Origin of the sequence: Marinobacter sp. SBS5 (assembly GCF_048285575.1) — a bacterium.
Classification (GTDB): domain Bacteria; phylum Pseudomonadota; class Gammaproteobacteria; order Pseudomonadales; family Oleiphilaceae; genus Marinobacter.
The window spans coordinates 172,391-187,101 of the sequence record NZ_JBLWAZ010000002.1 but is presented as its reverse complement, the minus strand read 5'-3'; the positions used below and the strand labels follow the sequence as shown (position 1 = coordinate 187,101).

The following is a 14,711-nucleotide window of genomic DNA, read 5'->3' as shown; positions in this document are numbered from 1 at the left end:
CGGTTCAGGAAGATGGTGTGGAAAACTTCCGGTATACTCCCGCCACCTCTTGCAAGGAGTTTTCTGATGTACCCCGTTCTTAGAAATTTGTTATTCCGGTTACCGCCAGAGCAGGCACACCATGTTGCGCTAAAGAGCTTAGACGTTGCTAAAAAGATGGGCATGCTCAACGTGTTTACTCGCCTCCCCGATGCTTGCCCTGTGAATGTTATGGGCTTGGAATTTCCGAATCCGGTGGGGCTTGCTGCGGGGTTGGACAAAAATGCAGATCATTTGGACGCGTTAGGTGCATTAGGGTTCGGGTTCATCGAAGTGGGGACGGTTACGCCTCTGGCCCAGCCAGGCAACCCGAAGCCGCGGATGTTCCGGTTGCCGGAGCATGAAGCCATTATTAACCGAATGGGTTTCAACAACGAAGGGCTCGAGCATTTGATCGGCAACGTCGAGAATCGGCGCTATAAGGGAATTCTCGGCATCAACGTTGGCAAGAACAAAGATACGCCCAACGAGCAATCCGAGTCGGATTATCGTAAAGGCATTGCGGCGGTTTATGGCTACGCCGATTACATCACCGTGAATGTTTCGTCGCCCAATACGCCGGGCCTACGGGACCTACAGTTTGGTGATTCGTTAAAGCAGTTGCTGCATGCGATCAAAGATGAGCAAACACGTTGCCACCAAGCGCAGGGGCGTTACGTGCCGATAGCGGTGAAAATTGCGCCGGATATGGATGATGAAGGTGTGCGCTTTGTTGCTGCAGCGCTCCTAGAGGCCGGGTTGGATGGCGTGATTGCAACGAATACGACCATCAGTCGAGAGGCCGTTAAGGGGCATCAGCACGAGCAGGAGGCTGGTGGTTTGAGTGGAGCGCCCGTGCGGGAGTCGTCAGTGCGGGTTATTGCCGGGTTGTATGCCGAGTTAGGTGATCGCATACCAATCATTGGTGTTGGCGGCATTACGGATGCAGAGAGCGCAGCAGAAAAAATTCGGGCAGGTGCTAAGTTGGTGCAAATCTACACCGGCTTTATTTATAAAGGCCCGAAGCTGATTGGTGAGGCGGTAGAGGCAGTTCGAAAAGAGCGGAAGGCATAAAATGGTAGGGCCCGCTTAGCGGGCCCTTTGCGGGGAATGAACCCCGTGGCGCTTCTTCGCATGGTACGGGGCGGGTGGCCCCGTTTCGGTTGCTCGGAATACTGCGTCAAATTGTCGAGTTAAAGTGATTGAAAAAACAAATCAAACTAACTGAGATAGGCCAACACCGCGATTATGTTGCAGTTACGTTGGCTAACTTGTGGATGCCGGAAACGCCGGTCATGCCCTCCCAGTTATCTGTGCGGCCTTCTCGCCACCCGTTCAACCATTCTTGGCGCGCTTCTGGTTGATCTATTGGGCAGCTGTCTTTGGATTTTCCGGACACGCCAGCGAGGTATCCCCGCTTGAATGCACGAGCGTAAACGTCTCTTTTCTGTCTTTTCATGCCGTTCCTCACTATGGATTAACAGAACAAGCGTGTACACATCTGCAGTGACCATGGCTTGTGGAGCCCATCCGGGACAACCCACTATTGCCAGCTCCGGTCAGAGCAGTCAGGATCCTGTTAATGGAAGCTTTAATTGTTGCTTCCAGAACGACGCGTCAAGTACAAGGTAAGACGAACCTTGACGAGAAGTACACTAACGATTTCGTCTATGTGAAAGCTTTTTTATAGATTTATGAAATAATGATGACAGCCCATTTTGGCTTTCGCTGCGAATCCAGCGGCTTACCAGCTTTATCTAGAAAACCAGGAGTTGATTTTGTCCAAGTATGTCTTTTTTGTAACCTGCCCTAAGGGCGTAGAGTATCTCCTGGGTGATGAGTTGGAGACTTTTGGCCTCTCGTTAGTGCGAAATGCACCGGCGGGTGTCTGGGTTGAAGGTGAAATGGAAGCCGGATATCGAGCCTGTATGTGGTCCCGGTTAGCGAACCGGGTGATCCTGCATATCGATGAAGTGGATGCTCGCAGTGCCGACGAACTTTACGATGGTATTGTTAAGTTGGATTGGCAGGCTCACATTCCTGCAGGCGGCAGTTTTCGGGTGAATTTCTTGGGGCAAAACGAAGCCCTTAGAAATACTCAGTTTGGCGCTCAGAAAGTCAAAGATGGCATTGTCGACAGCATTCGGGGTGCAGGCGCCCCACGGCCGGCGGTTGCCCAGAAAGATCCGGATGTGACCATCTCCGCTCGACTGAACCGCGGCCGTTTGGCGGTTGGTCTTGATCTCAGCGGTCACAGCCTTCATATGCGAGGCTACCGCACAGAGCAGGGCTTGGCGCCGCTGAAGGAAAATCTGGCCGCGGCCGTTTTATTGCGGGCCGGTTGGCCAAACATCGCCACCGCGGGTGGGGATTTTGTTGATCCCATGTGTGGCTCGGGGACGCTATTGATCGAAGCGGCTTTGATGGCTCTGGATATTGCACCGGGTCGCAGGCAGGAGCGCTTCGGATTTGAAAAGTGGCCCGGCCACAATCCAGAGTTGTGGTTAAGTATTCGCCAGGAAGCCGAGCGCCGTGCACACGAGGGTAAGCAGGGCAGAGTGCCTGTGTTTGCAGGGTTCGATCAGGACCGCCGTGTGCTGGATACTGCACAAAGAAACATCCAGCGTGCAGGGCTTGAAGGTATTGTTACTGTAGAAGAGCGTGCATTGGCCGATTTTGCCCGTCAAGACGGCTGGGCGGATCAGGGGCTGGTTTTGACGAACCCCCCGTACGGTGAGCGGTTGAGCGAACGAAACGTCCTTGCGGCGCTCTACCAGAGCATAGGTGAGGTTTCGCTGCGCGAGCTGACTGGATGGCGTTTGGGCGTGTTTACCGGCGCACCAGAGTTCGGTAAATCCGTCGGACTTCGAAGCTTCAAGCAATACAACCTGTTCAACGGCAAACTGCCGGCGCAATTGCTGTTGTTCGAAGTTCGTCCTGAAAACGCAATGACTCCAAGAGACCCTGCTGCCGCTGGCCAAGTGGTCCCGCGTATCGTAAACGCTGAACGGGCAGAGATGCTTCGGAACCGTCTGAAGAAGAACGTGAAATCCATCGGGCAATGGGCCAGAAAGCAAAATATTGGTTGCTACCGCCTATACGATGCCGACATGCCGGAATACGCGCTGGCTATCGATATCTATGAGGGTAGGGTGCACGTTCAGGAATACCTGGCGCCGAAATCCATCGACGAAAGAGCCGCCCGCGAACGTTTGGCAGAAGCGTTGGCCATTATTCCGGACGTGCTGGATATCGACCCCAAGGACATGGTCTGCAAGCAGCGCCAGCGACAGAGCGGTACCAAGCAATATGAGAAGCAAGCGGCGACCGGCGAATACCTCAAGGTACAAGAGCATGGCTGCACGCTGAAAGTTAACCTGAAAGACTACCTCGATACCGGCTTGTTCCTGGATCATCGCCCCGTGCGCCACTGGATTCAGCAGAATGCCCAAGGTAAGCGGTTCCTGAACCTGTTCTGTTACACCGGCGCAGCAACGGTGCATGCCGCGGTCGGCGGTGCCAGTCGCTCGTTGAGCCTAGATATGTCCAAAACTTACGTAAACTGGGCTATGGATAATCTTTCCCTCAACGGCGCAGACCCACGTAAGCACGTGGTTGAGCAGGCTGACTGCCTGGCATGGCTGGCGGACAAGCGAACGGCAAATCAAACCTTCGACCTGATCTTTATGGACCCGCCAACCTTCTCCAACTCAGCCCGCATGGCCGGCGTGTTGGACGTTCAGCGGGATCACGGAGTGATGGTTCGCCAGTGCATGGAACGCTTGTCCACTGACGGTTTGCTGATCTTCTCCAACAATTTCCGGAAGTTTAAGCTGGATGAAGATTTGGCCGCGGAGTTTGATGTGAAGGAGGTGACTGCGAGCACCTTAGATAAGGATTTCCAGAGGAATCAGAAGATTCACCAGTGCTGGCATATTCAGCATAAGTTGCTTGATTGAGCGGTAAGAGCCTGAAGCCCCGAACCTAAGTTTGGGGCGAGCGGGGCTAGAGTCCTTTTTCTGGAATTTCGAAGGCCAAGGATGGCCTGAGAGAAGCGCACATGGATGTGCTTGTAGCGGTTCCAGAAAAAGGACTCTAGCCCCGCTTGACCTGCACCGAACAAGGCGCCCAGTTAGAACTCGTAACGAATCCCCGAAGAAAACTGAAAGGCATTTGCGCTGGTATCGGTATCTTCAAACAGCTTCCCGCCTTCCAGCACCAGATACATACTGTCGATTAACTCGAAATCGATACCCGCTATCCAGCTGAAACTGAAGCTGCTGCTCGGATAGTCCTCGCCAAACTCCTGAAACTCTCGGTTACGACGCTCGTCTGGGTTATTAAGCGTGGCCTCGCCACTGATATGGGTAAAACCAGCCTGAGCATACACGTTGCCAAGCTCACCGACCGGGTAGTGCAGCCCCATGTACCAACTGCCGTAATAATCGACGGCGAGGGTCAAATCACTGTTGATTTCAGCATCTTTATAGCCGCCGCCTAAACGGACTTCGGCGTGAATGAGGTCGTTCAGATGACCGCCAATCACTAGAGTGCCTGCTTGGCTCCAAGCATCTTCTTTGGAAAACTTCCCAATAGATCGATGCTCAATGGTGGTTGCCAGTAGGCCGACGTAGTGCTTGTCTGAGCGGGGTGTTTCCTGAGCTTGCGTCGCCACAGGTAACAGGCATAAGGACATCATGCTGGCGGTGAGGAGACGGCTTGCGACCTTATTCATTATTATCTGGCTTCCTGTCAGTAACGGTACTGACGCCAGATTCTGCCTTGTGTAACACCTTGTTACGCAGACACCGGTCACACTTCCTCGTCTCTAGCGCTCAGTTGAGCAAGTCATCTAATAACCCTGACTCGCGAGCAATCAACAACAAGGCGTATACCCCGTTTTCGGGAAGCTGCGGTTCCAGCCCTTCTTCAAACATCAGCTCGCGCCGCCGGTCTTCCAAGGTGCCGGTGTCCAAATCGGTAACCAGGTCAGCGATAGGGGCAATTTCAAATGGTGCTTCTTGCTTTACGGCCTCGAAAATCAGATCAACGAGGATCTCATCTGGATCCATGCCATCCACGTATATCGTTTGGCCGGGGAGGTCTTCGTGAAGTTCACGAACAAGCTCAAGAATGGGAACACCCTGTTCCTCGAGGTAGAACAGATCGATATCGCCCAAATCTGCACCATCGGGAACCCAGGCTTCATCGGGAGCGATGACCACGGACTTCATTTGCCCATCTTCCAAAGACCAGGCAATGGCTGTCGGAAATAGTGCATCGTCGGTTTGGCAGTATTCGATGTCCAGAAAACGGGGTATCGACACAGTGAACTCCGGGTTAAATCGTTGGATTACTAATAGGGACAAACCGCCAGCCTGTAGGCGAGGTAGCGGCTTCATGCCATACTGTAGCAGCCATTATCATGCAATCAGGAAGATCATGGAACACACTGAATTTAATAATGACTTGCTGCAGTTTTTAAATGCTTCGCCCACGCCTTGGCATGCGGTGAATTCAATGAAAGAACGCCTTGAGGCGTCCGGTTTTGAACGGCTCGATGAGCGGGACGAGTGGACGCTGGAACAGGGAAAAAGCTATTACGCGATTCGTAACGGCTCCTCCATCATCGCGTTCCGCACCGGAAAAAAAGGCGCTGAAAACTCGGGCATCCGAATGGTGGGCGCGCATACCGATAGCCCTTGCCTGAAAGTAAAACCGAACCCGGAAGTTCGCCGCAAGGGGTACTTTCAGTTGGGCGTTGAAGTCTACGGTGGCGTGCTGCTGAACCCGTGGTTTGACCGTGACCTATCTTTGGCAGGTCGGGTGACTGTGCTTGATGAGAATGGCAAAGTTCAGGATGTCCTCATCGACTTTAAAAAGCCTGTCGCTATCATCCCGAGCTTGGCAATCCACCTGGATCGTGAAGCCAACAGCAACCGCTCGGTTAACGCCCAGACTGATCTGCCTCCACTATTGATGCAAGCATCTGAGACTGAAACGTTCAGCGATTTACTTAAAGAGCAGATTGCCATTGAATCCGGCCTGAAAGCCAGCAAGGTTCTCGGCTACGAGCTCAGCTTCTACGATGCTCAAGATGCCGCATTGGTTGGATTGCGTGAAGACTTCCTGGCTTCAGCACGCTTGGATAACCTTTTGAGCTGTTACATCGGACTGCAATCGCTCCTCGATACGTCCGGCGATCAAGCTGCGCTTTTGGTGTGCAACGATCACGAAGAAGTTGGCAGTGTGTCGGCAGAGGGCGCGCAAGGGCCCTTCCTGGGAGAAGTATTGGAGCGCTGGTGTGGCGCTGGCAAGGGCAGGGCGATTGCCCGGTCTATGATGATTTCAGCAGACAACGCGCACGGCGTGCACCCGAACTTCATGGACAAGCATGACGAAAACCATGGTCCTATACTGAATCAAGGGCCGGTGATCAAAGTGAACCACAACCAACGTTATGCAACCAACAGTCGCTCAGCTGCGTTGTATCGACACATCAGTGATGAGTTGGGGTTGCCTCACCAGACCTTCGTGGTGCGCAGTGACATGGGGTGTGGTAGTACCATCGGCCCGCTGACTGCCGCTAACCTCGGAGTAACCACTCTGGATATCGGTGTGCCACAGTTTGCGATGCATTCGATTCGGGAGCTGATTGGCGTTCAGGATGGCTTCACCCTGTACCAGGTTCTTAAAGAATTTATGCAGCGGGAAGAAGTGCTTTGACGTAGAAAGAAAAAAGCCGCTGATTGGGACAATCAGCGGCTTTTTAAAAGAAGTGGCTCCCCGAGCTGGGCTCGAACCAGCGACAAACGGATTAACAGTCCGTTGCTCTACCAACTGAGCTATCGGGGAACAGCATCAATGTGCGGCGCATATTAAGGACTTTGATTTGGTTCGTCAACCCCCTGAATTAAAAGGTCAAAATTTGCACAGGCGAGTCCAGTATCCGTACCGCCCACCGGTGTGGTTACGTAATGGGCACGTGCAGTCTATTTGGCCCACACTGTTCCGAAACGTCGAGATGCCAGCACCCCAAACCGAGGTTCTCGCAACGCCCGATAACGACGAACTCCATCTGGATTGGTACCGCCAGAACAGCGACCGCATCGCCGTGATATCACATGGTTTAGAAGGACACAGCCGCCGGCCCTATGTGCTCGGCCTCGCAAAAGCGCTGATGGCCGAAGGCTGGGATGTACTGGCCTGGAACTTCCGCTCCTGCGGCGGAAACATGAACCACCAACCCAGGTTCTACCACAGCGGTGCCACCGAAGACCTACACACCGTCGTCACCCGAGCGCTGCGCGAACGCTATACAAACCTGTTCTTATCCGGCTTCAGCATGGGCGGCAACCTGACCTTGCTGTACCTCGGGCAGCAAAGCGAACAGCTCGACAGCCGAATCAGCGGCGCTGTGACCTATTCCGTACCCGTTGACTTAGCCGGCAGCGCGGACATGCTGGCACTGCCCAGCCGACGAATCTACATGCAGAGATTCCTAAACGACCTGTACGGAAAAATGCAGGAGAAATCGGAACGCTTCCCCGACTTGATCGACATCAGCGACTTCAAAAGCATCCGAAATTTCCATCAATTCGACAACCGATACACCGCACCGTTACACGGCTTCAAAGATGCAAAAGACTACTGGGCCCAATGCTCGGCGCTATATCGACTAAAAGACATCCGAGTCCCCGCCCTGATGGTCAACGCCGCAGACGACCCGTTCCTGTCTGCCGCCTGCTACCCCGAATCTAAAAAAGTACTGGGCCGGCACGTAACAGTCGAAGCACCCCGATGGGGCGGCCACGTAGGATTTGTTGAACACGCAAAAGATGGTTACTACTGGTCGGAAAGGCGGGTTCTGGATTTCGTTGGAAACTTCGCTTAAGTACGCTGTTAGATGCTTTCGTGGTATTCCGGAAAAGCCTGGGGCGGGGGAGTGCGGTATCCTGTCCTGAAATTTCGTAGGCCATGGATGGCCGAAGAGAAGCGCACACGGACGTGCTCGTAGCGGTTTCAGGACAGGATACCGCACTCCCTCGACCTGCACCCAAGCCAAAAACCAGTAGGGCAACAAATTACTGAACCAGAGGCACCAGCTGAGGCCAAACGTTGTCCAGCAACATAGGCTGCGCCTCCTCAGTAGGATGAATGCCGTCCCCCTGCATCAACCCCTCTTGATCGTAAATTCCCTCCAAAAAGAACGGAACCAACCCTACGCTATACCGGTCAGACAACGCTGGAAAGATATCCGAAAACATCTGCGTATAACGCTGACCGTAATTTGGCGGAATCTGAATGCCCACAAGAATTGGAGTAGCATCAGCTGCTAACGTTAACTCAATCATCTTGGCTAGATTCGCCTCAATCACATTCGGAGGGAACCCGCGCAAGCCATCGTTACCGCCTAGCTCAATGACAACCACATCCGGCTCATTCTGCTTTAGTAAACGAGGCAACCGGCGCAAACCCCCATCGGTCGTTTCACCGCTGATACTGGCGTTAACCACTTGCCATGGCAGGCCCTCGCGCTCCAGCCGATCACGCAGCAGAGGCACCCAAGCGGTTTCGGAAGGTACACCGTACGCAGCACTTAAACTGTCGCCAACAACGAGCAGCGTGGATTGATTGGCCTGCACGGACCAGGCAACCACCACAAAAGCGATGAGCAAAAACGACCGAACCAACGTAAACGCCTTATGCATAATAGATTCGTGTACCCTTAAAATTTCAAACGTTGAACGCCAGCGAACGGAGCAACCGTGGACCAAATGACGGACCTGACAAAAAACGATCATCGCCCCATGCTGAAAGTTACCGGACTGACCCATAAAGTAAGCTTGGAAACCGACACGCTGACGATCTTGCAGGGGGTGAACCTGGAAATCAATCGGGGCGAATCCGTAGCCATCGTTGGCCGTTCCGGTTCCGGTAAAACCACTCTATTAGGACTGCTCGCCGGACTCGACACCCCAAGCGAAGGCACCGTGGAATTGGATGGTGCCGAGATCAGTAGCCTAACCGAAGACGAGCGCGCGAAACTGCGCGCAAGGCGAGTAGGCTTTGTTTTTCAGTCCTTCCAGCTCCTTCCGGCTCTAAGTGCTTTGGAAAACGTCATGTTACCTTTGGAACTGGCTGGAATAGAAGAGCCCCAGAAGCGTGCCCGCGATTTGCTTGAACGCGTCGGCTTGGGAGAACGCCTGAATCATACACCTCGACAGCTATCGGGTGGTGAACAGCAACGCGTGGCCATCGCCCGAGCGTTCGCCTCCGACCCCAGCATACTCTTTGCCGATGAACCCACCGGCAACCTTGATAACCGAACCGGACAATCAGTTTCCGATTTGCTGATGGATCTTAACCGGGAGCAGGGCGCTACCCTCGTGATGGTGACCCACGATGAGCGATTGGCTGAACGGTGTAACCGCACCTTTCACATTGAAGCTGGTGTGGTAAGCGAGCCTGATGCGGCGCGGGAGTTAGCTGACTGATGGCCGCCGCAAAGAAATTGATGTCCGTAAGGCGTGACTGGCGCGAGCGGGATGTTCGGGTGGTTTTGGTTGCCTTGATCATTGCAGTGGCGACGGTGGCAACCATCGCGCTGTTTGCTAACCAGCTTCAACGCACGTTGGTCTCCTCCGCAAGCTCCTTTTTGGCGGCTGATCGCCAGCTTGACGCAGAGAACGGAAAGCCTGTGCCTTCAGGCTGGATAGAAGAAGCACAAAACCGCGGCTTGGAAACCGGTCAGATGATCAAGTTTTCAACCATGGTATTTGGCGAAAATGGATTCCAGTTGGTGTCGGTGAAAGCCGTTAGCGATGAGTACCCACTGCGTGGTGACATCGAAGTTCAACCAAACGAAGACGCATCGCGAATAACCGTTGATGCGGGGCCAAGGCCCGGAGAGATCTGGATCAATCCGAGGCTGCTCAAGTTATTGGAACTAGAGATCGGCGACACTCTGGAGGTGGGGAACCTTAAACTTACCGTCTCGAACCTGCTGATACGAGAGCCAGATGGCGGTTTCCGACTTTCCTCATTGGCGCCTCGTGTGATGATGCACGTCGACGATGTCGCGGCCACCGGTGTGTTGCAGGAAGGCAGTCGGGTGGGATTCGTATCCCTATTTGCCGGCGAAGAGCGCCTGCTTGAAGACTACTATCAGTGGCTGGAGCCACAACTGGAACCCAGCCATGAATGGGAGGGCGTTAGGGACGGCGAAACCTTCTCCCGCTCATTAGAGCGCGCCGAGCGATTCTTGTTGCTTGGCGGCAGCCTGGCCGTATTGCTAGCCGCTGTAGCCGTTGCGGTCGCGAGCCGTCAGTACGCGCTTTCCCAGCGCGATACGGTCGCACTTCTGAAAACGTTGGGGCTGACGGGTGCTGGTATTGGCCGTTTATATCTGCGCCGCCTGGCTTTGTGGGGTGTTGTAGGTATTGTTGGCGGTTTAGCGGTGGCGTTGCCGCTGTTTTGGATGCTGGTGCGTATGTTGAGCAACGTGCTGGAACGCCCCATTGATTTCTATCTGGACCCTGCGGCGCTCACGCCTGCGTTGCTGACCGCCCTGATCTCGCTGTTTGCTTTCGCGTACCCACCCGTTCGCCGCCTACAAAACGTACCCGCGATGAGGGTGTTGCGTGCGCAGCCAGGTGAATCCGGGAGGGAAGTTGTGCCAGATATCCTGATCGCTGTCGTTGCGGTCTTTGGTTTGGTTTGGCTCTATGCTGGTGAGCTAACCTTGGTGGTTTCGTTACTCGGCGGTTTGGTTCTTTTGCTCACGGTATTGGCGCTCATTGGCTGGCTGATGGTGTCTCTGCTCCGCCGTGTGCGCGGGGGCGGAAATTCATGGCGCCTTGCGCTTGTCGGCTTGTATCGGCACCGACAAGCCAGCATGGCGCAAATGGCGGTATTTGCCATGACACTTATGCTGGCCGCCACGCTGGTGTTGGTTCGCTCTGCGCTGCTGGAGGATTGGCAGGCCCAGCTACCGGAAGATACGCCCAATCACTTTCTGATCAATATTGCTCCGGACGATGTTGGCTCTGTGGAATCCTTTTGGGCAGAGCGCGGTGTGCCTTTGGATGCTGTGTATCCGATGGTCCGAGGACGACTGACAGAGCTGAATGGCCGGCCCGTCAAAGAGGCCGTGAGCAAGGATGAGCGCATAAATGCACTCAATCGCGAGTTAAACTTGACGTGGATGGCGAAGCTTCCAGAGGATAACCAAATTCAGGAAGGGGAGTGGTTTGCTGATGATACGGAAGGCGTATCGGTAGAGGCGGAATTAGCCGGTAAGCTTGGCTTGAAGCTGGGGGACAAATTAACGTTCACCATCGGCTCGGAGAAAGTCACGGAGCCGGTAGCCAGCATTCGCAGTGTCCAATGGGACAGCATGAAGCCAAACTTCTACATGGCTTTCCCGCCTGGCGGCGGACTGACTGAGATGCCCGCGACCTGGATCACCAGTTTTCACCTTGATGAAAACGACAAACTGTTGTTGAACGAGTTTTCCCGGCAGTACCCAACGGTTTCTGTCTTGGAGATCGATCACATCATCAAGCGCATTCAGGAAATTGTTAAGCAGGTGACGCAAGCCATTGAAGCCATTCTGGCTTTGATTCTTGCAGCGGCGCTTGTGGTGATGGCCGCGGTGGTGAGTGCTACTTTGCGAGACAGGCAGCGGGAAGGTGCGTTGCTGCGAACGCTGGGAGGCCAGCAGTCGTTGTTAGTGCGAAGCACTATGCTGGAGTTTGCGTTACTGGGATTCTTTGCGGGGGTGCTTGGCGTGCTAGCGGCTGAAGCAGCGGTTTATGCATTGCAGGCTCGGGCGTTTGAAGGCGAATTTCGCTGGCATTGGCAAGTCGTGTTGTCGGTTCCACTCGTTAGCGCTTTGTTGCTGGCATTGTTCGGGCGCTGGCAGCTAAGGCCGGTGTTGAGCGTGTCTCCGATGCTGCTGTTGCGCAGACTGGAGTAATGGGGCCATCTTTATGATTTAACGGTAATTCGCGAGGATGGCGTTCAGTTCGCCATTCTCGTGCATGGCCGACAGTTCGCGATTAAAGCCTTGTGCGAAGTCAGTCCAATCCTTTCGGAGCATGAGGCGGAAGCCATACTTGCTGATATTTCCGGTAGAAGACCGGAACCGATTTGTGAGCCCTTCATTGCGCAATATCCACTGACCCACCAATCGGTCAGCCAATGCTCCGTCAAAGCGATCTCCCAGCAACACATAGCGGAACAAGTCTTTGTCGCTAGAGACGTTGAAACGTTTGATTGCCTCTTGCTCAAAGTAGGGGGCAAGAACAGGATACCGGTAGCCCAAGTGCGCAACGATGGTATGTCCGAACAGGTCAGCCGGGTCAGAGAATTCCAGTTCGGTGCCGCGTTCGAAAAACAACACTTCTTCCACATCTACCACAGCTTGAGTGAACAGATATTTTTCTGGTTTCTCGGTCCATTCAATGGCCCTTAAGGTGCCATCGATGTAGCCATCAAGCAGCATGCTATCCACCCGTTTCCGGGGGATCTTTCTTGGAATCAGCACATAGCCCAGTCGTGGCGCTATCTCTGCCATAACATCCCACAAGATTCCGGACGGTTCTTCACCGTCAACGATCAAATAGGGAGGGTACCCATGAGGGGAAATGTTGAGACGGAATGTTTGGAGATTTTCTTCGGTGCCGGCAGAGGCGCTCGCTACAGTGGCTAAAAATAGAAGCGGGAAAGCCAGAAGTTTGGCGGAAGATTTTAGAGCGTAGATGGATCGAAAAAACATGCAAGAAACCCTGACGGCCGGGTAAACGAAACGATATAAAGGCCCTCCAGCTTGCTCTGTGCCAGAATGCTAACAGAATATTACCTTTTAAATGGTGGATGTGAAATGCTGTTTATGTAGCGAAATGCTAGTCGGTTGTTACCGAGTAGCATTTCGCTATAGAGGCGGGGGTTAGGCCCAGGCTCTCCGCAAGATCGTCATCGCGTCTTCAAGCGAGACTTCTCTTGGGTTGAACATGATCGAACCGTCGTCCAGAGCCATTGATGCAATGGCTTCAAGTTGGTTTTCGAGTACCTTTTCGGTTTCCTTCAGCGTCCGTGGCAGCTTGCAGCGTTTGTAGAGTTCATCGCGAAGTTTGCGGATGGCAGAGATGCTGGCCTCTGCGCGACGAGCCGAAGGTGTGGCGGAATACACTTCTGGGCCTTCCAAATACAGCAGTAGCTCGCCCAGCGGTTCGCGAATACTTTCCAGATTGAACTCCAGAACGTATGGCAGATACAGGCTCATGCACAGGCCGTGTGGCAAATGGCAAATTGCACCTGTGGCGTGGCCTAGTGAGTGGACAAGGCCAACCATGGAGTTGGAAAAGGCTATACCAGCCATGGTGGAAGCCTGCGCCAAATCCAGGCGTCCGTCTTCGTCTTTTGGCTGATCCATTACTTTCAGCAGGGACTGGCTGACCTTTTTCACGGCGGCAGTCGCGTAGGCATCGCTCAGTGGGTTCTTGGCCATGCAGGTGAAGGCTTCGGTTGCATGTGTTAAAGCGTCCATCGCGGTAGCCGCCGTAATGTGCGGAGGCAGCGTAAGCGTCATTCTAGGGTCGATAACGGCAGCATTTGGCAGCAAGAATGGTGATGAGTAGGGCAGTTTTACACCTTTTTTCTCATCGGAAATAACCGCAACCGAGGTCACTTCCGAGCCGGTGCCAGCGGTGGTTGGAACTACGAAGAACGGCTTCAAAGGGTGCTTCAGTATTCCGGCACCACTGTACTCGGCAATGTCATCACCGCCTTCAGAAACCAGAATGTTGACCGCTTTGCCAGTGTCGATGGCGGAGCCACCACCCACTGCGATGATCGAGTCGCATTTTTCTTTACGGTACACCTTGGCGATAGCACTTACCACGGTTGTGGATGAGTCCGGGGGCACGTCATCGTATATTGTAACGATGTCCAGACCGCTTTCTTCGCAGGCAGCAATCACGGGTTCTAAGAGGCCAGCAGCGCGCACACCTTTATCGGTAATGATCATTGGGCGTTTTGCGGCCAGACTGGTCAGTTCAAACGGGATGTGTTCCAAAGCGGCTTTGCCTGCAATGACTTTCACCGGGCAGAAGAACTCGTAGTATTTGTTGGTCATTATGCTCTCACTGTCTCGACAAGGTTGGTGGCAACTTTCAGGTAAATACGGGCGGCATTCATGAGTTTGTTCGGGAGGTTAAGGTTTGCCGGGTATTCTTTTACGGCGCGCTCAGCGACCAGTTTGGGCAGGATGAACGATTCCAAACGGTTTAGAACGCGTGTCATCCGAATCGCGAGGCTCAGGTCGCCATCGACCAGCATGCGGTCGTTTGCAAAGGCAACCGCGGTCTTTTCCTGAAATGACATAACCAGGAACGCGTGCGCCATGTGTTTGAATTGGATCGACAGATCAACCGGCCGCGGAGCCTGGTCACCAAGATAATGCAAGTGGCCGTCACCGGTATGCTCCACAATCAACTTTGGGCCGGCAGGCATAACCTGCATTTCAAAGAGGAATCCATCGGGGAGGAGCTTGGTTTCTTCGCGTGCTGTGTCGTCTACTTCGCTAATGGCTTGCAAAGCGCGTCCCATGACCTGAAACATCAATTCGACGTAGGTTCGCCTCGCCTGAAATGTGATCGGTTGCAGTCGTTTTGAGAGCATGTTTTTCA

The 14,711-nt window shown here is 53.8% G+C and carries 13 protein-coding genes and 1 tRNA gene; 6 read left to right on the top strand and 8 right to left on the bottom strand.

The genetic code is table 11. The annotated features are described in order from the left end of the window. Positions 1–66: 66 nt before the first annotated feature. On the top strand, positions 67–1,092 hold the full coding sequence (locus ACNQ6O_RS06470) for a quinone-dependent dihydroorotate dehydrogenase (RefSeq protein ID WP_418052429.1): 1,026 nt from the start codon (positions 67–69) through the stop codon (positions 1,090–1,092). 172 nt (positions 1,093–1,264) lie between these two features. Here the strand turns inward: ACNQ6O_RS06470 and rmf are convergent, their stop codons facing one another. Then, positions 1,265–1,477 carry a ribosome modulation factor gene (gene rmf / locus ACNQ6O_RS06465; RefSeq protein ID WP_323752890.1) on the bottom strand — a complete coding sequence of 71 codons (213 nt, stop codon included), beginning with the start codon at positions 1,475–1,477 and terminating at the stop codon, positions 1,265–1,267. Between the two features lie 319 nt (positions 1,478–1,796). Here rmf and rlmKL point away from each other — a divergent pair, with 319 nt between their 5' ends. Then, positions 1,797–3,977 (top strand): bifunctional 23S rRNA (guanine(2069)-N(7))-methyltransferase RlmK/23S rRNA (guanine(2445)-N(2))-methyltransferase RlmL, encoded by a 2,181-nt coding sequence (gene rlmKL / locus ACNQ6O_RS06460; RefSeq protein WP_418052428.1) that lies wholly within the window; start codon positions 1,797–1,799, stop codon positions 3,975–3,977. 173 nt (positions 3,978–4,150) lie between these two features. Here rlmKL and ACNQ6O_RS06455 read toward each other — a convergent pair whose 3' ends face one another. Then, complete coding sequence (locus ACNQ6O_RS06455) at positions 4,151–4,753, bottom strand: outer membrane beta-barrel protein (RefSeq protein WP_418052427.1); 603 nt, start codon at positions 4,751–4,753, stop codon at positions 4,151–4,153. A 100-nt stretch (positions 4,754–4,853) separates the two neighbouring features. Beyond that, the gene (locus tag ACNQ6O_RS06450; RefSeq protein ID WP_418052426.1) at positions 4,854–5,345 is read right to left on the bottom strand and encodes a hypothetical protein; all 492 of its coding nucleotides are present in this window, start codon (positions 5,343–5,345) and stop codon (positions 4,854–4,856) included. A gap of 115 nt (positions 5,346–5,460) precedes the next feature. Here ACNQ6O_RS06450 and ACNQ6O_RS06445 point away from each other — a divergent pair, with 115 nt between their 5' ends. After that, positions 5,461–6,744, top strand: a complete 1,284-nt coding sequence (locus ACNQ6O_RS06445) for a M18 family aminopeptidase (protein WP_418052425.1) — start codon at positions 5,461–5,463, stop codon at positions 6,742–6,744. A 53-nt stretch (positions 6,745–6,797) separates the two neighbouring features. On the opposite strand, the gene ACNQ6O_RS06440 is transcribed toward ACNQ6O_RS06445, so the two are convergent. Beyond that, positions 6,798–6,873: transfer RNA gene (locus tag ACNQ6O_RS06440), tRNA-Asn, on the bottom strand. 169 nt (positions 6,874–7,042) lie between these two features. Between ACNQ6O_RS06440 and ACNQ6O_RS06435 the strand changes: the two genes are divergently transcribed. Further along, positions 7,043–7,912 carry a YheT family hydrolase gene (locus ACNQ6O_RS06435; RefSeq protein ID WP_418052424.1) on the top strand — a complete coding sequence of 290 codons (870 nt, stop codon included), beginning with the start codon at positions 7,043–7,045 and terminating at the stop codon, positions 7,910–7,912. 190 nt (positions 7,913–8,102) lie between these two features. On the opposite strand, the gene ACNQ6O_RS06430 is transcribed toward ACNQ6O_RS06435, so the two are convergent. Next, positions 8,103–8,729: an arylesterase gene (locus ACNQ6O_RS06430; RefSeq protein ID WP_418052423.1), complete on the bottom strand. Its 627-nt coding sequence runs from the start codon at positions 8,727–8,729 to the stop codon at positions 8,103–8,105. A gap of 66 nt (positions 8,730–8,795) precedes the next feature. Here ACNQ6O_RS06430 and ACNQ6O_RS06425 point away from each other — a divergent pair, with 66 nt between their 5' ends. Next, positions 8,796–9,515 carry an ABC transporter ATP-binding protein gene (locus ACNQ6O_RS06425; protein WP_418052422.1) on the top strand — a complete coding sequence of 240 codons (720 nt, stop codon included), beginning with the start codon at positions 8,796–8,798 and terminating at the stop codon, positions 9,513–9,515. After that, positions 9,515–11,998: an ABC transporter permease gene (locus ACNQ6O_RS06420; protein ID WP_418052421.1), complete on the top strand. Its 2,484-nt coding sequence runs from the start codon at positions 9,515–9,517 to the stop codon at positions 11,996–11,998. The genes ACNQ6O_RS06425 and ACNQ6O_RS06420 overlap by 1 nt, the downstream gene beginning before the upstream one ends. Positions 11,999–12,016: 18 nt before the next feature. Here the strand turns inward: ACNQ6O_RS06420 and ACNQ6O_RS06415 are convergent, their stop codons facing one another. From ACNQ6O_RS06415 to ACNQ6O_RS06405, 3 genes are all read right to left on the bottom strand, one after another. Next, positions 12,017–12,799, bottom strand: coding sequence for a substrate-binding periplasmic protein (locus ACNQ6O_RS06415; protein WP_418052420.1), 783 nt, complete (start codon positions 12,797–12,799; stop codon positions 12,017–12,019). A 171-nt stretch (positions 12,800–12,970) separates the two neighbouring features. After that, a complete protein-coding gene (locus ACNQ6O_RS06410; protein WP_418052419.1) occupies positions 12,971–14,158 on the bottom strand; it encodes an iron-containing alcohol dehydrogenase in 1,188 nt (395 codons plus the stop codon). After that, complete coding sequence (locus ACNQ6O_RS06405) at positions 14,158–14,703, bottom strand: hypothetical protein (RefSeq protein WP_418052418.1); 546 nt, start codon at positions 14,701–14,703, stop codon at positions 14,158–14,160. The genes ACNQ6O_RS06410 and ACNQ6O_RS06405 overlap by 1 nt, the downstream gene beginning before the upstream one ends. Between the last annotated feature and the right edge of the window lie 8 nt (positions 14,704–14,711).

Bases quoted from the DNA above. Each gene is read 5' to 3' on its own strand.
- ACNQ6O_RS06470 (WP_418052429.1), top strand. From the start codon at position 67: ATGTACCCCGTTCTTAGAAATTTGTTATTCCGGTTACCGCCAGAGCAG.
- rmf (WP_323752890.1), bottom strand. From the start codon at position 1,477: ATGAAAAGACAGAAAAGAGACGTTTACGCTCGTGCATTCAAGCGGGGA.
- ACNQ6O_RS06455 (WP_418052427.1), bottom strand. From the start codon at position 4,753: ATGAATAAGGTCGCAAGCCGTCTCCTCACCGCCAGCATGATGTCCTTA.
- ACNQ6O_RS06445 (WP_418052425.1), top strand. From the start codon at position 5,461: ATGGAACACACTGAATTTAATAATGACTTGCTGCAGTTTTTAAATGCT.
- ACNQ6O_RS06435 (WP_418052424.1), top strand. From the start codon at position 7,043: ATGCCAGCACCCCAAACCGAGGTTCTCGCAACGCCCGATAACGACGAA.
- ACNQ6O_RS06430 (WP_418052423.1), bottom strand. From the start codon at position 8,729: ATGCATAAGGCGTTTACGTTGGTTCGGTCGTTTTTGCTCATCGCTTTT.
- ACNQ6O_RS06425 (WP_418052422.1), top strand. From the start codon at position 8,796: ATGACGGACCTGACAAAAAACGATCATCGCCCCATGCTGAAAGTTACC.
- ACNQ6O_RS06420 (WP_418052421.1), top strand. From the start codon at position 9,515: ATGGCCGCCGCAAAGAAATTGATGTCCGTAAGGCGTGACTGGCGCGAG.
- ACNQ6O_RS06415 (WP_418052420.1), bottom strand. From the start codon at position 12,799: ATGTTTTTTCGATCCATCTACGCTCTAAAATCTTCCGCCAAACTTCTG.
- ACNQ6O_RS06410 (WP_418052419.1), bottom strand. From the start codon at position 14,158: ATGACCAACAAATACTACGAGTTCTTCTGCCCGGTGAAAGTCATTGCA.
- ACNQ6O_RS06405 (WP_418052418.1), bottom strand. From the start codon at position 14,703: ATGCTCTCAAAACGACTGCAACCGATCACATTTCAGGCGAGGCGAACC.